We start from the raw sequence: 23,063 nt of genomic DNA on the forward strand, positions 1-23,063 counted from the left end.
ACAATGAATCAACCTTGCCTCATGCCTTTGCAGGCTCGCGCACAGACATTAAAAAGGCGCCTCGCGGCGCCTTTTTAATGATCAGAAAATCTTTCTCAAGATAATCGTCTCGTTTCGGTCCGGCCCCGTGGAAATGATATCCACCGGCGCACCCACCAACTCTTCTATACGCTTGATATAAGCGCGCGCATTGGCTGGCAACTGCTCCAGGGTCTGCGCCCCCAAGGTGGACTCACTCCAGCCGGGTACATCCTCATACACCGGCTCCAGCCCCAGGTAGCTGTCGGCATCGGTAGGCGCTTCAATCACCGCGCCATCCTCGTTGCGATAGCCGATACAGATGCGGATAACATCCAGACCATCCAGTACATCCAGCTTGGTCAAACACAGACCGCTGATGCTGTTGATCTCCATGGCCCGACGCAGGATAACCGCATCAAACCAACCACAGCGACGCGCACGGCCGGTAGTTGAACCAAACTCGTGACCACGTTCGGCCAGGCGCGCACCGACATCATCGAACAGCTCGGTAGGAAACGGACCAGAGCCCACGCGCGTGGTGTAGGCCTTGGTGATGCCCAGCACGTAATCCAGGTACAAAGGGCCGAAACCCGAGCCGGTGGCGGTGCCACCAGCTGTGGTGTTGGAGCTGGTAACAAAGGGGTAAGTGCCGTGGTCGATATCCAGCAGCGAACCCTGAGCACCCTCAAACATGATGTTGGCGCTTTCGCGGCGCAGCTCGTGCAGACGTGCGGTTACGTCGGTCATCAGCGGGCGCAGCCACTCGGCGTAGCCCATGGCCTCATCCAGGGTTTTCTGGAAATCGACCGGCTCTACCTTGTAGTAATGCTGCAGCGCGAAGTTATGGTAATCCAGCACTTCACCCAGCTTGGCGGCAAAGCGTTCGCGATGAAACAGATCCGCCACACGCAAACCCCGGCGCGAGACCTTGTCTTCATATGCAGGCCCGATACCGCGACCAGTAGTGCCAATCTTGGCTTCGCCACGCGCCTTTTCACGCGCCTGATCCAGCGCTACGTGGTAGGGCAGAATCAACGGGCAGGCAGGGCTGATGCGCAAGCGCTCGCGCACTGGCACGCCTTTGGCTTCCAGCTCCTTGAGTTCCTTCATCAGGGCCTCAGGAGACAACACCACGCCGTTACCAATAAAGCACCGCACGTTTTCCCGCAGAATGCCCGAAGGGATCAAATGCAGTACGGTCTTCTCGCCATCGATGACCAGCGTGTGCCCGGCATTGTGCCCGCCCTGGTAACGCACTACTGCGGATACCTGGTCGGTGAGCAGGTCGACGATCTTGCCCTTGCCTTCATCGCCCCATTGGGTGCCCAGGATGACTACATTCTTACCCATTTCAGCTCTCGCCTCATTCAAATTGGAACGGCCTGCACAGCCATCAAATCAGTTATTCAGTTCAGTAACCTGCCAGGCGTTGTTGCGCCACCTCAAAATGCGGTCACATCCATGCTCCGGCGCCTCCGAATCCATTTGGCCTGGCAGCGCCACTATTACTCTTTCGCCCCGCCGGCGCAGGGCCATTACCTCGGCCTGCAGACCTGGCTCGTTGGCGTAGGTCGCCCAGATACCCGGAGCGCGCTCACCGCCAGCAATCGTACCGCGCTCTACCAGCAAGCGCAGATCGGTAGAAAACCCGGTAGCAGGTCGCGCACGACCAAAGTCCTCACCTATGTCATCGTAACGCCCACCCTGGGCGATACTTTGCCCGACGCCAGCGATGTAGGCGGAGAAAACCACACCTGTATGGTAGTGATAGCCACGCAGCTCGCCCAGGTCAAAGTACAGCGGAATATCCGGGTACTGACGAGACAGGGTCTGGGCTATTTCCACCAGATCATCCAGCGCAGCCATGACCGACTCGGGCGCACCGTCCAACAGGATATGCGCGCGCTCCAACACTTCTACGCCACCTGACAGGTCAGCCAGGCTGCACAACATCGCCGCCAGAGACGACTGGCTCAAGGACTCGGTCAACTGTCGCACCTCGTCAACCGCCTTGCGCTGCAGCGCGTCAAATAGCGCCTGCTCGGTACTCTCTTCAAGGCCGGCAGATTGCGTCAGGCCGCGGAATATACCGACATGACCGATATCCAGATGCACGCCTTTGACCTGGCAACTATCCAGGCTTTCCAGCATCAGCGTGATGATCTCGATATCACTGGCGCTGGACGCGTCACCATACAACTCGGCGCCTAGCTGAATGAGACTGCGTGCGGTAGACAGTGCTCGAGGCCGGGTATGCATCACGCTGCCGCAATAGCAAAGCCGGCTAGGGCCTTCGGCGCCCAAGGTGTGTGCGTCGATACGCGCCACCTGGGGCGTGATGTCGGCACGCAAGCCGAGCATGCGCCCGGACAACTGATCAATCATCTTGAACGTCTGAAGTTCAAGGTCGTGACCGGCTCCCGTTAACAAGGATTCGACGTATTCGATATGCGGAGTAATGACCAGGTCATAACCCCAGGAGGCAAAAAGATCCAGCAGCTGCCTACGGGCGGCTTCGATACGAGCAGCCTCTTCAGGCAGCACCTCTTCGATGCCATCAGGCAACAGCCAGCTATCAACAGTCGGCATTATCACAACCTTTCCTACGCAACGGATGCTGGCGTGTCCGGCATCCTGCTAGCGAATCAGATAGAGAAACAAAGTGCCCGTGAGCATGCATGCCAGACCGATCAACCGCAGATGTGCGTCGGCGATCTGGGCCACTCCGGCTAACATGCGCTTCCAGCGTGCAGGTGCAAGAAAAGGCATCAGGCCTTCCAACACCAACAGCAAACACAGCGCTGTAGCCAGACTCTGCCACATGGGTTGCTTCCCCTCGATCAGACCGGGGCTAGACCTGGATAAGCAAGCACCGGTCACAAAAAAGCCGGGATATCCCGGCTGCGCGATTGTATCACGTTTTTGTCTGGCCACACCTGCAAAGGCTGCAGCTATGGCCAGTCGATGCGTTACCTTACGCCGTTACCCTGTAGATAGCGGAAAAACTCGCTTTCAGGATCCAGGACGAGGATATCGGACTTGCTCGAGAAGCTCTCACGATAGGCCTGGAGACTACGATAAAACGAGTAGAACTCCGGATCCTTGTTATAGGCTTCCGAATAAATCGCTGCTGCCTGAGCATCGCCGTCACCGCGAATCTGTTCTGCTTCACGGAATGCTTCGGCCAGAATAACCCGCTGTTGGCGATCCGCATCGGCGCGGATACCTTCAGCAAGCTCACGACCCTTGGCACGATGCTCGCGCGCTTCGCGCTCACGCTCGGAACTCATTCGCTCGAACACACTGCGATTGACCTCACTCGGCAGATCGATCGCCTTGACCCGCACATCCAGCACCTCGATACCCAACTCGCGACGCGCACTGGTATCCAGCGTACTGGTGATATCGGCCATTAACTGATCGCGCTCACCAGACACTACTTCGTTCAAGGTACGGCGCGCCACTTCGTTGCGCAGCCCGGACTCCAGCTGACGCGACAAACGCTCTTCCGCAATGGAACGCATACCGGAGGTAGCGGTATAGAAGCGCTCGACGTTGGCGATCCGCCACTTGGCATAGGAGTCAACCATCAGCGCCTTCTTCTCCAACGTCAGATAACGCTGGGTAGCTGAGTCCAGAGTCAGCAGACGCCCATCAAACAGACGATGCTCCTGAATAAAGGGCAATTTGAAGTGCAGACCAGGCTGCACATCATCCTTAACCACTTTACCGAACTGCAGAACAATACCGCGCTCGATCTGACTGACTACAAAGAAGCTGTTCCAGCCCACTACCACTAGTATCAACGCGATAATCAAACCGAAAATTGTTTTATTGCTCATCAGCGGGACTCCCTTGAACGCAGATCACGCTGCTGTATCTGAACCGGCATGCGCGACTGAGCATCGCTGGCGTTGGAATCTGTTCTGGCAGAGGATGACGATGAAGGGCTTCCGCCGCCGCCTTGCTGCATCAGCTTATCCAGAGGCAGATAGAGCAAATTGTTATTGCCATCGCCCCCCGATACCAGAATCTTGCTGGTGCTGGACATTACATCCTGCAAGGTTTCGATGTACATGCGCTCGCGTAGTACCTCTGGAGACATCTCATACTGCACATAAAGCTGGTTGAAGCGCTGCGCTTCACCGTCAGCCCGGGCGATAACTTCATCGCGATAACCGTTGGCTTCTTCCAGCAAACGCTGGGCCTGACCACGAGCTTCCGGAATTACGCCATTGGCGTAGGATTCAGCTTGGTTACGCTCACGCACCTCATCTTCACGTGCGCGAATAACGTCATCGAAAGCATCCTGAACTTCAGCCGGAGCCTGGGCGCTTTCAATGTTCACCTGAACCACGGTAATGCCGGTGTTATAAGTATCCAGATAGCGCTGTAGCCGCTCCGTAGTCTCTACGCCCATTTGCTCACGACCTTCGGTCAGCACCTGGTGCATGGAGGTCGAACCTACCACGTGGCGCAAAGCGCTCTCGGTGGCATGCCGCAGACTGGTTTCAGGATCTTCGACTTTCAGCACGAAGTTTTCGAGGTTGGAAATGCGGTACTGAATCGCTACCGGCACCTCAACAATATTCTCGTCTTCAGTCAGCATCTGACCTTGCTGGCGGTAGGAACGCACCTGGGTCACGTTACGCTGAAACTTCTTCTCGATCGGCGGGAAGTAAAGATGCAAACCGGGCTCCACCGTACGATGGTATTCGCCGAAACGCAGAACGATAGCCTGCTCCTGCTCATCCACTGTGTACACCGCACTGAACAACCAGAAGGCGACAATAACCAGGCCGCCAATCATCCAAACGGCTTTCGGAATACCTGCGCCGCCGCCGCTACGGTTGTTACCGCCACCGTTATTGCTGCTGCCTTTCTTGCCGCCAAACAACCCATTCAGGCTGTCCTGAAGCTTTTTCAGCGCTTCATCTAGATCTGGAGGACCCTGCTTGCCGCCGCGATTACCATTATTCTTGTCATTACCACCACCACTACCCCAAGGGTCTTGGTTGTTGTTTTTACCACCACCAGGCTCATTCCAGGCCATAGCGCTCTCCGTTATTCGTAATCCTGCCAGACCGGGATGCCTCGTGAGCCACCCCAGATATTTGTTCAATCCTACAGCAATTGGCCTAGCCTAAGCGAACCAAAGGACAGCCCATTATTGCAAAGTATGTTGCCGCAGAAAGGCATCCGGCTGCCATCCTTCGCGCTTGAGCAAGCGATTGAAATCACTGCGCTGCAGGCGAAGATCAAGCTGTTGTCGGCCGTCATCCGCGATGCGTTCACCCACCACCGCACCGACCTCATAAAACTGCGCGCGCAATCGCGCTTCCGCATGCTCCAGCAATACCGATTCCTGCATAACGTCCTGCCCCAGCCGCTCGGCCATGGCCTGCTCGACCAGCTCCAGGCCAAGGCCTTGCTGAGCAGAAACCCAGACGCGTACCGGCACGCCTGATTCATCACGCTGAATATGCGGCTCCAGACCGTCCAGCAGATCAATCTTGTTGTATACCTCGAGGATCGGAAGTTCGATCGCGCCGATCTCTGTCAACACCTTGACCACCTGCTCGATGTGCGAGGTGCGATCCGCATCGGCTGCATCAATAACGTGCAGCAGCAAATCCGCCTGGCTGGACTCCTCCAGCGTAGCGCGAAAAGCTTCCACCAGTTTGTGCGGCAAATGGCGGATAAAACCGACCGTGTCGGCAAGGATTGCCGGGCCAACATCCTCCAACTCGATACGCCTAAGCGTTGGATCCAGCGTCGCAAACAACTGATCGGCCGCGTATACGGTCGAACTGGTAAGTATATTGAACAGCGTCGATTTACCAGCGTTGGTATAACCTACCAGCGACACCACCGGCACCTCGGCACGCCGCCGCGAGCGACGGGCCTGCTCGCGTTGGCTGCGGACTTTTTCCAGGCGGCGGGTGATCTGTTTGATTCGCTCGCGCAGAAGACGTCGATCCGTTTCCAGCTGAGTTTCACCCGGTCCGCGCAGGCCAATACCGCCCTTCTGCCGCTCAAGGTGCGTCCAACCGCGTACTAGCCGGGTGCTTAGATGATCAAGCTGGGCGAGTTCGACCTGCAGCTTGCCCTCGTGGGTACGGGCGCGCTGGGCGAAAATATCGAGGATCAAACCAGTACGATCAATTACGCGGCACTTGAGCTCACGCTCAAGGTTACGCTCCTGACTGGGTGTCAGGACGTAATTGAAGATAACCAGATCCGCTTCATGCTCGGCTACGCTGGCTTGCAGCTCTTCAACCTTGCCAGCGCCGATTAGAAAGCGCGGACTGGGTCGATGGCGGCTGACGGTGAGAAAGGCAGCAATATCAGCACCAGCCGAATTGGCCAGCTCGACAAATTCCTGAGGATCTTCCCGGGTGCGCTCATCCTGACCTTCGAGGTGAACCAAAATGGCGCGCTCACCCCCTTCATGGCGCTCGAAAAACAATCAGACCTCCCGCAAAATCAAGGTGCTTCTGTCTCTAGCTCGTCACCGCTGCCCTGAACCGGCAAGCGCACTGGACGCCCAGGCACGACGGTAGAGATAGCATGCTTGTATACCATCTGACTGACTGTGTTCTTCAGCAGGATGACAAACTGGTCGAATGACTCGATCTGGCCTTGCAGCTTGATGCCGTTGACCAGATAAATGGATACCGGAACCCGTTCCTTACGCAGAACGTTCAGGTAAGGGTCTTGTAGTGAATGCCCTTTTGACATTGCCTCACTCCTTATGGAAAGCTTATTTGTAAGCATTAAATAATGCGTTTTTACCGAACTGTCCATTATCCATAGGGAGAGTCGGTACCAATTCTCAAACAACCATCTGAAATCAAGATTAGCAGAACACTGGAAACTTATATTGTGCTTGAGTCCAGCGCTTTCAAGGCCTGATCAAATCTTTTTGGGTCGAGGCTATCAAACCATTGAATTTCAGCCTTCCAACCACGTAGCCAGGTAAGCTGTCGCTTAGCCAACTGGCGAGTAGCGATAGTCCCTCGTTCGACCGCCTCATCCCTGGAGAGTTTCCCTTCCAGGTAATCCCAGACTTGTCGATAGCCTACCGCCCGGATTGACGGCAACCCCACGTGCAAATCCGGCCTGGCGTGCAAGGCTCTGACTTCGTCTACCAGACCTTGTTGCATCATCAAGGAAAAGCGTTCAGCAATGCGTTGATGCAGCACCTGTCGATCCACCGGCGCGATCGACAGATAGCGCATAGTATAAGGCAAAAAAGAAGATCCGGGCGTCTGGCCCGTGGCTTTTTCTGACGCCTGCCGCCCGTGCCAGTCACTCAGCGTGACACCCGAGATCAGGTAAACTTCATAGGCTCGCTGAATCCGCTGGGGGTCGTTTGGATGAATGCGCAGGGCTGCTTGCGGGTCCACTTCGGCCAGCCTGGCATGCACTGACTGCCATCCTTCCGCCACCGCCAGGCTCTCAATCTGCGCGCGGATCAGCGGGTCAGCCGCTGGCATACTGGCAATACCATCGGCCAGCGCCTTGAAATACAGCATGGTGCCGCCAACCAGGAGTGGAATGCGCCCGCGGGCATGAATATCACTGATCAGCTCCTGTGCGTCCGTGCAGAAGCGTGCAGCAGAATAGGCTTCAGCGGGATCGAGAATATCGACCAGATGATGGGGGAACCGGGCTAATGTTTCGGCGTCGGGTTTGGCCGTACCGATATCCATACCGCGATAAACCAGCGCCGAATCGACGCTCACCAGCTCGCAGGGCAAATGCTCGGCCAGATGCAAGGCGAGGTCAGTCTTGCCTGCCGCGGTAGGACCCATCAGGCAGATCACCGGAGGTTTAACAACCATACTTACGCAACACTCCGATACATTTTATTGCCCATTGCATGGCAGTAAATAGACCGCAAAGGCTTAGCGCCCGCGCAGAAATAGTTTATCCAGCTCGACCATGCCCATCTGTGTCCAGGTAGGCCGGCCGTGATTGCATTGCCCGCTACGCTCGGTCTGCTCCATATCTCTCAGCAACGCATTCATTTCTGTCAGTGTCAGCCTTCGATTGGCTCTAACCGAACCGTGGCAAGCCATGGTCGACAGTAGCTCATTGCGGTGCGCCTCAATACGATCACTGGTACCGTATTCCAGCAGATCACTGAGCACATCACGTACCAGCTGCACTGCATCGGCCTGGCGCAGCAACGCGGGGATTTCACGGATACCCAGGGTCTCCGGCCCCATGCGCTGCAACTCGAAACCCAGGCGAGAAAACCAGTCCGCATGCTCTTCAGCGCAATCAGCTTCGCGCTGACTCACTGCCAGCGATTCCGGGACCAGCAAAGGCTGGCCGCGCAGCCCTTCCTGATCCATCGCCAACTTGAGCCGCTCATAGGTAATGCGCTCGTGTGCCGCATGCATGTCTACCACCACCAGCCCTTGAGCGTTCTCAGCCAGAATATACACTCCGTGCAACTGCGCTACCGCGTACCCCAGAGGCGGCACATCGTGCTGTTGAGTACTTTCCGGCAACTCGCCAGCCGCCAGCGCAGAACTGCCGTACAAGGTGGAGTAGCCTTGCAAAGCGCCAGTCACTTCGCCTGCCGAGGGCCGTTGCGGCTGGAAGGCAGGCTGCGCAGACCAGGACGCAGCCGGCTCGTTCAGTGACATACGCTCTTGGCCTGAGAAAACACCTGCAGACGCTCCGGTCAGCTGGGGAGCCAATTGCGCTGGCGCTTCGGCCCCGCCTTCAGTGCCGGGCTGATCACCCGGCCGCTGAGCGGCCAGCGCTCGATGCAGAGTGCTGAAGAGAAAATCATGGACCATGCGGCCATCACGAAAACGGACTTCATGCTTGGTCGGATGCACGTTGACGTCCACCACCGCCGGATCCACTTCCAGAAAAAGCACAAAGGTCGGGTGCCGGCCGTTAAACAGTACATCCCGGTACGCCTGGCGCACGGCATGCACGACCAGTTTGTCTTTGATCATGCGGCCGTTGACGAAGAAATATTGCAGATCCGCCTGGCTGCGCGAGAATGTTGGCAAGCCTACCCAACCCCAGAGCCGCAGACCGCTGCGCTCACTGTCGATCGACAGCGACTGCTCAACAAAGGCTGGCCCGCAAACACTGGCCACACGCCGACGGGCTTCCTGCTCACCGTGCGCAGGACGCAAGCTGAATACTGTGCGGCCGTTATGCCGTAGGCTGAACGCGACATCGAAACGCGATAACGCCAGGCGTTTGACCACCTCTTCAAGATGGCTGAATTCGGTCTTTTCGGTGCGCAAAAACTTGCGCCGGGCGGGCGTGTTGAAAAACAGATCGCGCACTTCCACTGTCGTGCCACGTGGATGCGCTGCGGGTTGCAGCCGCGGCTGCATGTCACGGCCTTCGGTCTCGACCTGCCAGGCCTGGTCGGCTCCAGCGGTGCAAGAGGTCATCGTCAGCCTGGACACTGAGCTGACAGAAGCCAGCGCTTCGCCGCGAAATCCCAGGGTCGCAACTCGCTCCAAGTCGTCCAGATCGCGAATCTTGCTGGTCGCATGACGCGACAGCGCCAGCGGCAGGTCGTCCTGGACGATACCGCTACCATCGTCGCGCACGCGCAGCAATTTGACCCCGCCCTGCTCGACTTCGATATCGATGCGCGTGGCGCCTGCATCCAGGCTGTTCTCCAGCAGCTCCTTGATTACCGAAGCAGGTCTTTCAACCACCTCACCGGCGGCAATCTGGTTTGCCAGACGCGGACTGAGCAACTGAATTCGTGTCATCTCAGGGCTCATTCTGCACCAGCATGCTGCCGGCCGGCACTTTCAGTGTCTGACCCAGTTGGATCTTGTCACTGCGCAGATTATTCGCGTCTCTCAGACTGGAAACACTGATTCCGTAACGGTTGGCAATAATAGACAAGGTATCACCGCGCGATACCGTATGCTCTGCAGGCCTGTGAGCCTGCAGCTTGCCGCCGGCCTTCAGCGCGGCCAACCGGGTACCGGGTGGCGGGTAACGGTGGAAATAATCGCGAATACCCGTATGCATGGCTCTGGCCAAGGCTTGCTGGTGGCTCTTGGTCACCAGTTTTTTCGCCTCTCCAGGATTCGAGATAAATCCGGTTTCTACCAGAATGGAGGGTATATCCGGCGACTTGAGCACCATGAAACCCGCTTGCTCAACACGCCGCTTGTGCAGTGGCGTAATCTTGCCGACAGCAGCCAGCACCTGCTGACCGACATCCAGACTGGCAGACAAGGTCGCCGTCATCGACAGGTCAAGCAGCACGCTGGCCAATACCTGATCCTTGTTATCCAGGCTCACCCCACCCACGCCGCCAATCAGGTCAGAACGGTTCTCGCGGTCCGCCAGTAATCGGGCCGTTTCGGATGTTGCGCCGCCGTCAGATAGCGCAAAAACCGAGGCACCAAAGGCACTGGCCCGGGTAAAGGCGTCAGCGTGGACCGAGACAAACAGGTCGGCGTTATGCTTGCGGGCGATTTCGGTCCGCCTGCGCAATGGAATAAAATAATCCCCAGTGCGCACCAGCTCGGCCTTGAAGCCTGGCTCGGCATCGACCAGGCGCTTGAGCTCCTGAGCAATGGCCAGTACTACATTTTTCTCGCGCACCCCTCCCGGACCGAGAGCACCCGGGTCCTCCCCCCCGTGCCCGGCATCCAGCGCCACAACGATCAACCGGTCACCGCTCGCGGCATTTACCTTCGGAGTAGTGTTAGAGGGCAAAGGAGTAGCCACATCAGGCGACGGCAGAGAGATGCTTTCACGCGGCTGATCGTTATCAAACAGGTCGACAACCAGGCGGTGGCCGTATTGCTGGTTTGGCGGCAGCGAAAAACTCTTTGCCGTCACCCCTTGGGAGAGGTCGAGCACAACGCGCAGACTCGACGCGTCACGCGGAGCAGAGCGCATCCCGGTCAAGGGTGTACCGTCCAGCGGCAGACCGCTGGTGCTCGCAGAAAAACTCGCCCCGGTGATGTCAATGACGATCCGTTCGGGACTGGAAAGGGTAAACAGGGTGTGGTCTGCAGGTCCCGTCAGGTCGAAAACCAGTCGAGTATTGTCTGGCGCGCGCCAAAGGCGTACGTTCTGAATGTCAGCGGCCTGTAGCAGGCCAGACATCAACAGGCACAGACTGATGATCATCCATTTGAGCATTGCTCGACTCCCGGCATTTCTGATCACGTGTGCACATCTTCCCGATTATTGTGTAGGCGCTGGCATGCCGCCAGACCATGGGCGCTCTGCCCCGTTATGTTTAGCTGCCGACCAGGCCCTTTGGGACTTATGGTAATGGTCAGATCAGCCGTTGGCAAAACTCCCTTGCCTTTATCCGGCCACTCTACAAGACACAGGCTCTCGGGGCTAAAGTAATCACGTACCCCAAGAAACTCCAGCTCCTCCGGATCCAGCAAGCGATACAGGTCAAAGTGGTAAATGGCGCCGGTATTCAATTCGTAAGGTTCGACCAACGTGAACGTCGGGCTCTTGACTGCACCCTGGTGACCACGCCCTCTAATCAAACCACGGCTCAAGGTCGTTTTTCCGGCCCCCAGGTCGCCCTGCAAATAGATCACTCCGCGCCCTTCCATCGCGTGGCCGACGGCCGCGCCGAGAGCCTCCATGGCTTGATCACCCTCTGCGTAAAACACTTCGATCATGTTGTTTCCCGTACATTAAGCCAGTGTCTGATTGGCTTCATCAGGTCCCCGGCGAGCACTCCGCGGTCATCCCCAGCGGCCGCCATATCACCCGCCAGCGCGTGCACCAGCACCGCATAACGTGCAGCATCTCCCGCCTTCAGGCCCTGCGCCAATAACGCGCCTGCAAGCCCGGAGAGCACATCACCCATGCCCGCGGTGGCCATTCCCGGGTTGCCAAAAGTGCAGATCCCCGGCGGTTCACCCTGATCGTCTGCGGAGGCGACCAGACTACCCACACCCTTGAGGACCACGGCGCAGCCGAAGCGTTCCACCAGGCAGGCCAACGCGCGCAACCTGTCGGCCTGCACTTGAGCCGTTGTCAACCCAAGCAATCGAGCTGCTTCCGCCGGGTGCGGCGTAATCAGATCATGCCGGGTCAAATGATTCTCGGCCGAGCGCTGCGCCAGCAGGTTCAATGCATCTGCATCCAGGACACGCGGCACCTGGGTACCGAAGGCCAGTTGAAACAGGCTTTGCGACCATCCCGACTGTCCCAATCCCGGCCCTATCACCAGCACATCCGCACGCGCCAATAACACCTCGACGTCTTCCGGACCGTTGACAGCTATCGCCATTACTTCGGGGCCACGACTCAGCAGCGGCCCCACATGCTCGCCGCGCGTCGCCACAGTGACCCTGCCGGCACCGCTGCGCAAAGCTGTTTCTGCGGCCAGGATAACGGCTCCACCCATACCATGGTCGCCACCTATTACCAGTACGTGACCGAATAACCCCTTGTGCGCCGAACGGGGCCTGGCCGGCATTACGCTAACCCAATCTTCCGGCACCAGCCGCATTAACGCAGGGGCTGGCATATCCTCTGGCAAGGGCGCCAAACCAGCGTATCGAAGCTGCCCTGTCAGGTCTGGGCCCTGGCCGGTAAGAAGGCCAGGTTTGAGGCTGATGAAGGTGACCGTTAGATCCGCCTGCACTGCTGCCCCCAATATTATTCCCCGATCTGTATCCAGCCCACTGGGAATATCCACCGCGACCACCGGCAGGCCGCTCGCGTTAACCGCATTAATCGCGCAAAGAAAAGGCTCGCGCACCTCGCCCTTGAGCCCGGTACCGAGCATCGCGTCCAGCACTACGCCGACCAGCAGCGTATCTGGCTGCCAGGGAGCAATACTGACTCCTGCGGACAGCGCAGCCTGCCAGGCCCGCCTGGCATCGCCGCTCAGCTCGGCCGGCTCACACAGTGTGAACACGCTGACCTGCCAGCCCGCCTGCACGGCTAGCAGGGCAACCAGATAGCCATCGCCGCCGTTATTGCCCTTGCCACAGAGCACTGTTAGTTGATTGGCATGCGGCCATTGCTGCAGCAACTCCAGCCACAACGCCTCCGCCGCGCGCTGCATCAACTCCAGCCCGGATAACCCGGCGGCGATGATCGATGCGTCAATCGCACGTGTTTGCGCTGCACTGTAAACCGACTTGGGCCAACCTGTGGTCATCAGCATGCTACCTGTCGCGTTGTCTGGCACAATTATAGAGACCTGCCGCCTTTTACCCTAATGACTTCAACCAACAGTGAATTAATAAACCATGCCCGTCCCCCACAGCACATCCGACCTGACACAACTGGCCGAGCAGATTCGCCAGCTGGGGTTGGCGCTGGGCTTTCAGCAGCTGGGGATCAGCGATGCCGCCACCGGCCCGCACGAAGCTCACCTGAAGCGCTGGCTGGATGCCGGCTATCAGGGGGAAATGCAGTGGATGGCCAGCCACGGCACCAAGCGGACGCACCCGGCTGAACTGGTTCCGGGCACGCAGCGGGTGATTTCCGTACGCATGGACTATTTACCGGCCGATAGCGCGATGGCCAAGCGACTGGGCCAGCCGGATACCGCCTACATCTCGCGTTACGCTCTGGGCCGTGACTATCACAAGCTGATGCGCCGCCGTCTGCAGCAGTTGGCGGAACAGATTCAAGCGTTGATCGGGCCGTTCGGCTACCGCGCCTTTGTTGACAGCGCCCCGGTCATGGAGCGAGGCCTGGCCACCCAGGCAGGGCTTGGGTGGATTGGCAAGAACACCATGTTGCTCAACCGGCAGGCGGGCAGTTACTTCTTTCTCGGCGAGCTTTTCACCGATTTGCCGCTGCCGCCGGACAACCCCTATGAGGACGAACATTGCGGCCGCTGTACCGCCTGCCTGGATAAATGCCCAACCAATGCCTTTGTTGGCCCACAGGTACTTGATGCGCGGCGCTGCATTTCCTACCTGACCATCGAGTTGAAAGGCGCAATACCTGAGGACCTGCGGCCGATGATGGGCAATCGGGTATTCGGCTGTGACGATTGCCAACTGGTATGCCCGTGGAATCGCTTCGCCAAACCGACCAGAGAAGCTGATTTCAGCCCGCGCCATGATCTGGACCAAGCCTCACTGGTCAGCCTGTTTCGCTGGGACGAACAGACCTTTTTACAGAATACCGAAGGCTCGCCCATCCGCCGCATCGGTCATGAGCGCTGGTTGCGCAATCTGGCCGTTGGACTGGGTAACGCCAGCAGCAGCATACCGGTAATCGAAGCGCTCAAAGATCGCCTTTCGCACCCCTCGGAGCTGGTCCGCGAACACGTGATCTGGGCACTTGAGCGCCACGGGATTACCGCTGAAACTTAATATTTAATGAAATGCTCGCGGTAATATTTCAGTTCCGCAATCGAGTCGTAAATATCATCCAGCGCCAAGTGGCTGCCACGTTTTTTGAAACCGCTTTTGAGCTCTGGCGCCCAGCGCGCGACCAGCTCTTTCAGAGTCGAGACATCCAGATTGCGGTAGTGGAAATACACTTCCAGCTCGGGCATACCGCGATAGAGAAAGCGCCGATCCTGGCAGATGCTGTTGCCGCACATCGGAGACTTGCCGGCAGGGACCCATTGTTCAAGGAACTCCAGCGTCTGCCGCTGCGCCTCATCAGCATTAGTCTGGCTGTCACGCACCCGCTGAGTCAGACCCGACTGACCATGCTGACGGGTGTTCCACTCGTCCATACCCTGCAACAGCGCGTCGGCTTGTTTCACTGCCATCACCGGGCCTTCAGCCAGCACATTGAGCTGGGAATCCGTGACCACGGTGGCAATTTCGATGATCACGTCGTTATCCGGGTCCAGACCGGTCATTTCCAGATCGATCCAGATCAAATTCTCGGGATTAGGCATGCTAGCTCCGTGCTTGTTCGGTTAATGGTGTGGCGATCAGTATACGCGGCGCGTGATACACTCGCGCAACTTCCAGGAACAGCATCCCCATGGCAAAGCGACACCTTACCCGACGTCAGAATTGGCGTATCCAGAAAATTCAGGACGAGCGCGCCGTGCGCGCCAGCAAGCGCGCCGACATGGCCGAGGAAAGCCTGATCGGCGGCGACCTCGGCCCCGAGCAGCAAGGCCTGGTAATCGCGCACTTCGGTGTGCAGGTGGACGTTGAAACCACTGAAGGGAGCGAGGCCGGCCTGATCAGACGCTGCCATTTGCGCGCCAATCTGCCGGCGATGGTCACGGGTGACCGGGTTATCTGGCGCGCGGACAATCAGAACGGCGGCGTGATTGTCGCGCAACTGCCGCGCCAATCCGAACTCAGCCGCCCCGACCACCGCGGCCAGCTCAAGCCAGTAGCGGCGAATGTCGAACGCCTGGTGATTGTATTCGCCCCCCTGCCGACGCCCTACACCACGCTGATTGATCGCTACCTGGTGGCCGCCGAGCAATCCGGGCTTGAGCCGCTGCTGATTCTCAACAAGGCTGATTTGCTGGCGCAAGGCGAATACGCGCAGATCCGCACCTGGCTGGATGTCTACGCGCGTCTGGGCTATCAGGTGCTGGAGCTCTCAGCCAGTTCAGGCAGCGGCCTGGACCAGTTGCGCGCGGCACTGCGCGATCACATCAGCGTATTCGTTGGCCAGTCCGGGGTGGGTAAATCGTCTCTGATCAACGCCTTGTTGCCAGGAATCGATCTGCGCGTTGGCGCCCTGTCGGAATCCAGCGGCCAGGGCACGCATACCACCACCACGGCCAAACTCTTTCACTTCCCCGACGGCGGCGACCTGATCGATTCGCCCGGCATCCGCGAATTCGGGCTGACGCATATCAGTCATGACGACCTGCTTGAGGGTTTTGTCGAGTTTCGACCGTATCTTGGTCATTGCCGCTTTCGTGATTGCCAGCATCTACACGAACCCGGCTGCGCGTTGTTGGGTGCAGTGGAAAGCGGCAACATTTCAGCCAGCCGCATCAGCAGTTATCGGCATATTCTCTCCAGCATTGGCCCCGCCAGCTATTAATTCGGCCTACTGGTTGCGCAGCGGCTCAAGCGCATTGATGTCGTCAAACAGATTGGCCGGTCGCTGCGGGGTGCTATCTGACGGAGTAGCCCCGGAGGTTGGCTCCGCTGGCGAATCCGTCGGCTGAGCCGATTCGACTGGAGCCGTCTCCTGCCCTTGTGAACCCGGAGAATCCGGGGGCACATTCGAATCCAGCGGTACCGGCGACGAATCCACCTCTACCTGCTCGTCATTGTTCCCACTGGCATTAAGAATTTTTTCCTCGGCCTGTTTGTTCAGTACGACAATATCAATGCGTCGATTGATCGGGTTCAATGGCTGATTCCGATCAAACAGCGCCGAGTCGGCGTAACCGACTACCCGCGCCAACTGATTCTCGGGATACCCCGCGACTAGCAGGGTGCGCCGTGCCGCATTGGCCCGTTCCGTGGAAAGCTCCCAATTACCGTACCCTCGCCGGCCCACGAACGGCTGCGCATCAGTATGACCGCCCACGCTGATTTTCTTCGGTACCACAGCGATGGTATCGCTCAACGCCAGCAAAATCTCTTCAAAATACGGCTGCAACTGGGCGCTGCCGCTGGCAAACATCGGACGATTTTCTGCATCAACAATCTGGATCCGTAAACCGTCCTGGGTAATCTCCAGCAGTATCTGGTCCTTGAAGCGCTGCAGCACTGGCTCGACGTCAATCTTGTTCTGCAGCTCCTGCAGCAGCATGTCGAGTTCCAGTTTCTCGACCTGCTCGGCCAGGGTTTTTATGCTCTCAGCGTCCGTGGGCAGAGGCTGGCTGTCATCGACATCGCTTTCAATCTCTTCGCTGTCGTTCAATGTGCGGTCAGGAGCGACCGTAGGCGTGCCGCCCAGATCAATCGCAAAGGGGCTACCGCCCTCGGAAAAGCCCACCGGGTCATTGAAGTAACCCGAGATCATCTTCAGCTGTTCTGGCGTGGCAGTGGACAGCAGCCACATGACCAGAAAGAAAGCCATCATCGCCACGGCAAAGTCGGCGAAGGCAATTTTCCAGGCGCCGCCATGGTGGCCGTCACCCTTGCGGCTAATGCGTTTGACTATAATCGGTTGATTATTATCCACCGGTCAGCGTCCCTTGACCGACTCTTCCAGCTCCAGAAAGCTGGGCCGATGCTCCGGCAACAGGGCCTTGCGCCCGAATTCTACAGCCAATGCCGGGGGCAGCCCCTGGGCGCTGGCCACCAGGCACATCTTGATCGCCTCGTAGGTATTGGCCTCCTCGTGCGCCTCATGGCCCATTGCAGCGGCAAAAGGTCCGACAAAACCATAGGCGGCGAGAATACCCAGCAGCGTGCCTACCAGAGCCGTTGCTACCTTCTCGCCAATCTCGGCGTTTTCGGCATCGCCGAGAATACCCATGGTGATCACGATGCCGAGTACCGCTGCAACAATACCGAACGCGGGCAACCCGTCTGCCACGCGGGTGACCGCATGGGATGGCTCGTGCAATTCTTCCGTGAGACTGGATATCTCTACATCGAACAACGCCTCAAGCTCGTGCGGCGCCATATTGCCGGTCGACATGATCCGCAGATAATCGCAAATGAACTCTGTCATATGCTTATCTTTGAGAATTGCTGGATATTTGCTAAAAATCGGACTTTCTGCCGGCTCTTCGATGTCGGCCTCGATCGACATCATCCCCTCGCGACGGCTCTTATTGAGCACTTCATAGAGCACGCCCAGCACATCCAGATAGAACGGCTTGCCAAACCGATGGCCAAATATGATCTTCGGCGCACTACCCGCTGCCTTTTTTACCGTGGTCATGGGGTTGGCGACCAGGAAGGCACCGATAGCTGCACCTCCGATAATCAGTATTTCAAACGGATGCCAGAGCGCCGCTAGCTGCCCGCCGGACATCACAAAGCCGCCCAGCACGCTGCAGATAACCACCAAAAAGCCAGCAATTTTCAGCATAAACCGGTCTAGTCCCCTGAGAGTAAAAGTCGCCGCCAAGCAAATCAGCCATCGGGCAGCAAAATAATCTTGATCACGTTATAGTCATATCAGCCTTGGGCCGTCGATTGACTCATTATAAGCCGCATACCTTATGAGCACAGAACAAGAACGTAAACTGATCGTACAAGCTGATATCGGCAGCCTCCGGCAAAGCCTGAACAGCTTTGTGCTGCCAATCGAAAAAAATCAGTGCCTGCGCCTGACCAGCCTACTCGACAATGAACTCATGGGCATTACTGATCTGACCCGTGAATTGCTCCGCGTGCCGGCTGCGGCGCTGCAGATATGCAGAGTAGCGGGTGATATGGCGCGGACCAAGGATATCGACATCCTTACGCTTGAACAGGCCTGCAACATGCTTGGCACTCTGCGTCTGGGCAACTTGCTGCGCAGCTTACCCATCGTCGAAAGAGAGCAGATGCCGCTTGCTTACCGGCAAATGCTGAGCATCAGTGAACATGCCCTGATCCAGGCCCAGGGGTTATTTGCCAATAGAATGGCCCGCCTATGGCACGAAGTCTCGCTGGCCAGTCTGTTGTTCCTCGCCCCATGCTGGGTGCTCATTTACCACCGCCCGGAGCTGTTTCAGGTATGGGATGCTCGGCACCTGGAACGCGAACCGGCTGATGCCCAGATCAAACCCTGGTTGCTCGACAGCAGTCATATCATGGGCCTGATTCAGCATCTGGCAGAAGACTGGTGGTTGCCACCATGGATTTTGCAAGGCTACCGGTCACTGAGCAGCAGCCGGCGGGTGATGGTCAAGGCTCTGCATATCGCGCGTGACTCAACTCACCCACAACAACAACAGGCGCTGCTGGATGATGATCGCGGCTTGTCACGCTGGCTGACCATGCCAGCTAACAGCTTGCTGATGGCCAACGGTATCGCGCTGGGTGCGCATCATGACTGGGACGCCAGACATACCGGACGCTGGCAGCAACTGACCGCGCTCTACCTTGGCTGTACACTGGCCGAGGCCCAGAGCGCCAGCCATATGAATGCCGTAGAAAGTGCGCGCAGTCAGGGACGGCATGATGATCCAGACGTATGGCTTCCTGCCCAGGCCTTGATCTGGGAAACCCGCAGCCGCAAACGCGTGAACTTGCCGACGCCAACTCACTCCGCCGGCCCGAGCGACAGCGCGGGCGATGTGCAGGAGCAGACCAACCCGCCCGATCCGGCGATATGGCGAGAGCAATGTCTGAAGCTGCTGGGGCAAAGTGGTTCATTCGCCAGTCTGAGCGACCTGTTGCACAGCGCCATACGGGCGCTTAATCAGGGATTGGGCCTGAATCACTGCTGGATAGCCCTGTATAATGGCAAACAGAAACAGCTGATTGTCGGCGCCAGCGCCGGGTTTAATTCCCCTTCAGCCATTCAGGGGCTTGCGCTGGGCAACTGCCGCGCTACCCAGTGGGGCCAGTGGCTTAAGACTCATACCCTGCATAATGTAAACGCCCAAAGCCTGAAGCGTGACAGCGCCCTGATTCCAGCGACCGTGAAATCACTGCTGGGTGACCAATGCGCACAACTTCTGCCCTTGCAGCACAGTGGGCAGGTGATTGCCCTGCTGGGCGTCCAAGGGCTGCAGCAGGAAGATTTATCGAATGAGAAACAGCGCAAAGCACTGCTGAAGACTGCCGAGTGCATTTACCGGGCATTAATGAACTTCCAATCCAAAGCCTGACACCCAATAGCCGGGATCAACGGAGACCCTCAATGCCATTACCCGCATTACCCTTGCTGATTGAGCCGCAGGCTTTGGCCGCCGCGCTTGAATCCGCTCAATTGAGCAACAATCTGCGGCTAGTAGACCTGTCCAGCCCAGAGCAATATCTCAAAGCCCATTTACCGGGCGCCGTTCATCTGCCCCCGGCGCGCACCAGTTCCCCGGCTCCGCGCCCCGGCCTGCTGCCCGAAATGCCTCACTTGGTCCAATTGTTCGGCGAGCTGGGGCACCGCCCCGACCTGCATTACGTTGTTTATGATGACGAAGGCGGGGGCTGGGCGGGACGTTTCATCTGGATGCTCGACAGCATTGGTCACACCCGCTACAGCTACCTGAATGGCGGGCTGAAAGCGTGGCAACAGGACGGTCTGCAGACAGAATCAGAACCCCATCTTGCGCCCCCGACCGAACCACAGTTGACGCTCCACCCTGAGGTAAGCATCAGCGCTGCTGAACTAATGAGCAGCCTGGACCAACCGGATCTGGTAGTTTGGGACGCCCGCTCCCCCGCCGAGTACCGCGGCGAGAAGGTATTTGCTGCTCGCGGCGGTCACGTGCCCGGCGCGATCAACTTCGAGTGGACTGCCGGCATGGATACCGAGCGCGGTCTGCGGTTGCGCACCGATCTAAAGGAAGAACTGCAGCGTCTGGGCATCGCTCCGGACAAGGACATCATCACCCATTGCCAAACGCACCACCGCTCAGGCTTCACTTACCTGGCGGCAAAAATACTCGGTTACCCTCGGGTCAGAGCCTATGCCGGCTCCTGGTCCGAATGGGGCAACCGCTCTGACACACCTGTTGAACTTTAAGGACCCTGCATGCGCGAGCGCCTGTTTATCATAACTCAGTACCTATTACCGCAACATCTGATTTCCCGTCTTGCGGGGTGTCTGGCTAATTGCACCTGGGCTTGGGTGAAAAACCCCTTTATCACCTGGTTCGTTAAGCGTTACGACGTGGACATGCGTGAAGCAGAACAAACCGACCCTACCGCTTTTGCCTGCTTCAACGACTTTTTTACCCGTGCTCTCAAGCCGGGCGCAAGACCGCTGGATCCAGAGGCGGACAGCATTCTTTGCCCTGCGGACGGCACCATTAGCCAGCTTGGCAAAATTGAGCACGGCCGGATATTCCAGGCCAAAGGTCAGAGTTTCAGTGTGCTTGAACTGCTGGGTGGGCACGCGGAGCATGCTGCCCTGTTCCAGGGTGGCGAGTTTGCCACTGTGTATCTGTCACCCAAAGACTATCACCGCGTCCATATGCCAACTGGCGGCACCCTGACCGATATGGTCTACGTTCCGGGGAAGCTGTTTTCAGTAAACCAGGCGACGGCCGAGAATGTGCCCGAGCTATTCGCTCGTAACGAGCGGGTTGTCTGCCTGTTCGACACCAGCCATGGGCCTATGGCGGTAGTGCTGGTAGGGGCGATGATCGTTGCCTCGGTGGAAACGGTATGGGCCGGGCTCGTCGCCCCGCCAACCCGGCAACTGAAATCCGAGCGCTATGGGCAAGCAGCGCCTGCCTTGGAGCGCGGTGCGGAGATGGGCCGCTTTAAACTCGGCTCAACCGCGATTGTTCTCTTCGGCCCTGGCCATGCCGCCTGGGACCCGGCGATGTGCGCAGGTTCCGCGGTCAGCATGGGGCAAGCTCTGGGCAAACTTCTGGACTGAACGCCGACCTGAGGCCTAAGCTCAAGCCCGCGCAAAATTGAAAGCGATTACCTGCTCAATGCGCGGCGCTCCCAGCGCCAGCATAACCAGACGGTCCAACCCTAAGGCAACGCCCGCGCAGGGCGGCAGGCCGGCATTCAACGCATCAACCAGACGCGTATCCACCGGCAGTGCGGCCTTGCCCATTGCCGTGCGCTCGCACTGGTCGGCAGCAAAACGCCGGCCCTGCTCCTTTGCGTCAGTCAATTCAAAATAGCCGTTGGCCAGCTCCATCCCCTTCACAAATAACTCGAAGCGCGCAGCGCTTGGCACTGCATCGTCGCCGTCCACAACCCGCGCCAAGGCTGCCTGTGATGCTGGAAAGGCGTAGACCAGGGTCGGAGCTTGCAAGGCGGGCTCGATACAATGCGAGAACAACAGGTTGAGCCAGCCATCGCGCGGCATTTCTCCGCTAAAGCCACACCGATTGCGCCCCTGCTGGGCAAGATCGGCATCGCTGCATTGATGAATATCCAATGCCAGATGTTCGGCAAACAAGCTCGCATAGGTAACACGCCGCGCTGCAACGCAGCCGAGAATCCCGACCACCAGGGCTTCCACTTCATCCATCAACTGATGGTGATCAAAGCCCACGCGGTACCATTCGAGCATGCTGAACTCGGGATTATGGCGGCCGCCCGTCTCGCCATTACGAAACACCTTGCACAGCTGCCAGATACAGCCACTGCCAGCGGCCAGCAGGCGCTTCATCGGGTACTCCGGTGAAGTATGCAAATACAGCCGCTGCGCAGCCTGATCGCCGTCGGCAATATAGTCGGTGGCGAAGGGGTGCAGCTGAGGATCACTGACCGCAGCGGCGGACAGACAGGGCGTCTCCACTTCCAGCACGTTGCGCTCGGCAAAAAACTGACGAACCTGTCCTATTATCCCGGCGCGTGCGCGCAATGCGTCAATCGACGCGGAAGGCTGCCAATCCTGCATCACTTACTCTCCAACCAGAAAAGAAAAACCGGGGCTAGGCCCCGGTTGATCAGTACGTGCTTGCCGGTGCCTCAAGCACTCAAGCGCGGCCCACATACTCGGCGCTGCGAGTATCTACTTTCAGTACATCGCCGACGTTGATGAACAATGGCACCTTGACCACCGCACCAGTCGTCAGCTTGGCTGGCTTGGTACCACCACCGGACGTGTCACCGCGCACACCCGGATCAGTTTCAACCACTTCCAACTCAACAAAATTGGGAGCACCAACTGCAATCGGCGCGCCGTTGAACAAAGTAACCTGATAGATCACTTGTTCCTTCAACCAGTTCTTCGCGTCGCTGACCGCTTTCTCGTCCGCCGCTACCTGCTCGAACGAACCGTCGGTGGCCATGAAATGCCAGAATTCACCGTCGGCATAGAGATATTCCATCTCGCGATCCATGACATCCGCGCCTTCCAGGCTATCGCCCGACTTGAAGGTACGCTCGTTGACCCGGCCGGTCTTCAGGTTGCGGACCTTGACTCGGTTGAATGCCTGACCTTTACCCGGCTTGACATACTCGTTTTCCAGAATGGAGCAAGGATCGCCATCGAGCATCACCTTGAGACCGGGCTTGAATTCGTTGGTAGAATAATTGGCCATACACTTCCCACTGACAGTTTGAACG

Annotated in this window: 22 protein-coding genes; 5 read left to right on the forward strand and 17 right to left on the reverse strand. The window is 58.0% G+C overall.

What is annotated here, in order from left to right; translation table 11 throughout:
• Positions 1 to 81 precede the first annotated feature (81 nt).
• The 12 genes from DT594_RS08145 to DT594_RS08200 all read right to left on the reverse strand — a co-directional run bounded on the left by DT594_RS08145 (position 82) and on the right by DT594_RS08200 (position 13,180).
• The gene (locus tag DT594_RS08145; RefSeq protein WP_149332224.1) at positions 82 to 1,371 is read right to left on the reverse strand and encodes an adenylosuccinate synthase; all 1,290 of its coding nucleotides are present in this window, start codon (positions 1,369 to 1,371) and stop codon (positions 82 to 84) included.
• 48 nt (positions 1,372 to 1,419) lie between these two features.
• The gene (locus tag DT594_RS08150) at positions 1,420 to 2,610 is read right to left on the reverse strand and encodes an ATP phosphoribosyltransferase regulatory subunit (RefSeq protein WP_149332225.1); all 1,191 of its coding nucleotides are present in this window, start codon (positions 2,608 to 2,610) and stop codon (positions 1,420 to 1,422) included.
• A 48-nt stretch (positions 2,611 to 2,658) separates the two neighbouring features.
• Complete coding sequence (locus DT594_RS08155; protein ID WP_149332226.1) at positions 2,659 to 2,844, reverse strand: DUF2065 domain-containing protein; 186 nt, start codon at positions 2,842 to 2,844, stop codon at positions 2,659 to 2,661.
• Positions 2,845 to 2,990: 146 nt separating this feature from the next.
• Complete coding sequence (gene hflC / locus DT594_RS08160; RefSeq protein ID WP_149332227.1) at positions 2,991 to 3,863, reverse strand: protease modulator HflC; 873 nt, start codon at positions 3,861 to 3,863, stop codon at positions 2,991 to 2,993.
• Entirely contained in the window at positions 3,863 to 5,074 is a 1,212-nt protein-coding gene (gene hflK, locus DT594_RS08165) for an FtsH protease activity modulator HflK (protein WP_149332228.1), read from the reverse strand. The genes hflC and hflK overlap by 1 nt, the downstream gene beginning before the upstream one ends.
• Before the next feature lie 114 nt (positions 5,075 to 5,188).
• Positions 5,189 to 6,490, reverse strand: a complete 1,302-nt coding sequence (gene hflX / locus DT594_RS08170; protein WP_149332229.1) for a ribosome rescue GTPase HflX — start codon at positions 6,488 to 6,490, stop codon at positions 5,189 to 5,191.
• 17 nt (positions 6,491 to 6,507) lie between these two features.
• Complete coding sequence (hfq, locus tag DT594_RS08175; RefSeq protein WP_096348419.1) at positions 6,508 to 6,762, reverse strand: RNA chaperone Hfq; 255 nt, start codon at positions 6,760 to 6,762, stop codon at positions 6,508 to 6,510.
• A 137-nt stretch (positions 6,763 to 6,899) separates the two neighbouring features.
• Positions 6,900 to 7,868, reverse strand: a complete 969-nt coding sequence (miaA, locus tag DT594_RS08180; RefSeq protein WP_149332230.1) for a tRNA (adenosine(37)-N6)-dimethylallyltransferase MiaA — start codon at positions 7,866 to 7,868, stop codon at positions 6,900 to 6,902.
• A gap of 63 nt (positions 7,869 to 7,931) precedes the next feature.
• Positions 7,932 to 9,785, reverse strand: a complete 1,854-nt coding sequence (mutL, locus tag DT594_RS08185) for a DNA mismatch repair endonuclease MutL (protein WP_149332231.1) — start codon at positions 9,783 to 9,785, stop codon at positions 7,932 to 7,934.
• Position 9,786: 1 nt separating this feature from the next.
• Positions 9,787 to 11,181, reverse strand: a complete 1,395-nt coding sequence (locus DT594_RS08190; RefSeq protein ID WP_149332232.1) for an N-acetylmuramoyl-L-alanine amidase — start codon at positions 11,179 to 11,181, stop codon at positions 9,787 to 9,789.
• A 23-nt stretch (positions 11,182 to 11,204) separates the two neighbouring features.
• Positions 11,205 to 11,684: a tRNA (adenosine(37)-N6)-threonylcarbamoyltransferase complex ATPase subunit type 1 TsaE gene (tsaE, locus tag DT594_RS08195; protein ID WP_149332233.1), complete on the reverse strand. Its 480-nt coding sequence runs from the start codon at positions 11,682 to 11,684 to the stop codon at positions 11,205 to 11,207.
• On the reverse strand, positions 11,681 to 13,180 hold the full coding sequence (locus DT594_RS08200) for an NAD(P)H-hydrate dehydratase (protein ID WP_246164592.1): 1,500 nt from the start codon (positions 13,178 to 13,180) through the stop codon (positions 11,681 to 11,683). The genes tsaE and DT594_RS08200 overlap by 4 nt, the downstream gene beginning before the upstream one ends.
• A gap of 91 nt (positions 13,181 to 13,271) precedes the next feature.
• Between DT594_RS08200 and queG the strand changes: the two genes are divergently transcribed.
• The gene (gene queG / locus DT594_RS08205; RefSeq protein WP_149332235.1) at positions 13,272 to 14,351 is read left to right on the forward strand and encodes a tRNA epoxyqueuosine(34) reductase QueG; all 1,080 of its coding nucleotides are present in this window, start codon (positions 13,272 to 13,274) and stop codon (positions 14,349 to 14,351) included.
• Here queG and orn read toward each other — a convergent pair.
• Entirely contained in the window at positions 14,348 to 14,890 is a 543-nt protein-coding gene (gene orn, locus DT594_RS08210) for an oligoribonuclease (protein WP_149332236.1), read from the reverse strand. The genes queG and orn overlap by 4 nt on opposite strands.
• 89 nt (positions 14,891 to 14,979) lie before the next feature.
• Here orn and rsgA point away from each other — a divergent pair, with 89 nt between their 5' ends.
• Complete coding sequence (gene rsgA / locus DT594_RS08215) at positions 14,980 to 16,011, forward strand: small ribosomal subunit biogenesis GTPase RsgA (protein WP_149332237.1); 1,032 nt, start codon at positions 14,980 to 14,982, stop codon at positions 16,009 to 16,011.
• A gap of 6 nt (positions 16,012 to 16,017) precedes the next feature.
• Here rsgA and motB read toward each other — a convergent pair whose 3' ends face one another.
• Positions 16,018 to 17,106 carry a flagellar motor protein MotB gene (gene motB, locus DT594_RS08220; protein ID WP_149332238.1) on the reverse strand — a complete coding sequence of 363 codons (1,089 nt, stop codon included), beginning with the start codon at positions 17,104 to 17,106 and terminating at the stop codon, positions 16,018 to 16,020.
• 3 nt (positions 17,107 to 17,109) lie between these two features.
• On the reverse strand, positions 17,110 to 17,964 hold the full coding sequence (gene motA, locus DT594_RS08225; protein ID WP_149332239.1) for a flagellar motor stator protein MotA: 855 nt from the start codon (positions 17,962 to 17,964) through the stop codon (positions 17,110 to 17,112).
• Between the two features lie 133 nt (positions 17,965 to 18,097).
• Here motA and DT594_RS08230 point away from each other — a divergent pair, with 133 nt between their 5' ends.
• The 3 genes from DT594_RS08230 to asd are packed head-to-tail and all read left to right on the forward strand — an operon-like array spanning position 18,098 to position 21,411.
• Positions 18,098 to 19,696: a hypothetical protein gene (locus tag DT594_RS08230; RefSeq protein ID WP_149332240.1), complete on the forward strand. Its 1,599-nt coding sequence runs from the start codon at positions 18,098 to 18,100 to the stop codon at positions 19,694 to 19,696.
• Between the two features lie 32 nt (positions 19,697 to 19,728).
• A complete protein-coding gene (locus DT594_RS08235; RefSeq protein WP_149332241.1) occupies positions 19,729 to 20,550 on the forward strand; it encodes a rhodanese-like domain-containing protein in 822 nt (273 codons plus the stop codon).
• A 9-nt stretch (positions 20,551 to 20,559) separates the two neighbouring features.
• Positions 20,560 to 21,411, forward strand: coding sequence for an archaetidylserine decarboxylase (gene asd, locus DT594_RS08240; RefSeq protein WP_149332242.1), 852 nt, complete (start codon positions 20,560 to 20,562; stop codon positions 21,409 to 21,411).
• Between the two features lie 21 nt (positions 21,412 to 21,432).
• Here asd and epmA read toward each other — a convergent pair whose 3' ends face one another.
• Together epmA and efp are read right to left on the reverse strand one after the other, a co-directional pair.
• Positions 21,433 to 22,392 carry an EF-P lysine aminoacylase EpmA gene (gene epmA, locus DT594_RS08245; protein WP_178091485.1) on the reverse strand — a complete coding sequence of 320 codons (960 nt, stop codon included), beginning with the start codon at positions 22,390 to 22,392 and terminating at the stop codon, positions 21,433 to 21,435.
• A gap of 79 nt (positions 22,393 to 22,471) precedes the next feature.
• Positions 22,472 to 23,038 carry an elongation factor P gene (gene efp, locus DT594_RS08250; protein ID WP_149332244.1) on the reverse strand — a complete coding sequence of 189 codons (567 nt, stop codon included), beginning with the start codon at positions 23,036 to 23,038 and terminating at the stop codon, positions 22,472 to 22,474.
• Positions 23,039 to 23,063: the final 25 nt, after the last annotated feature.

Source organism: Halopseudomonas laoshanensis, assembly GCF_008365385.1.
Taxonomy (GTDB): Bacteria; Pseudomonadota; Gammaproteobacteria; order Pseudomonadales; family Pseudomonadaceae; genus Halopseudomonas; species Halopseudomonas laoshanensis.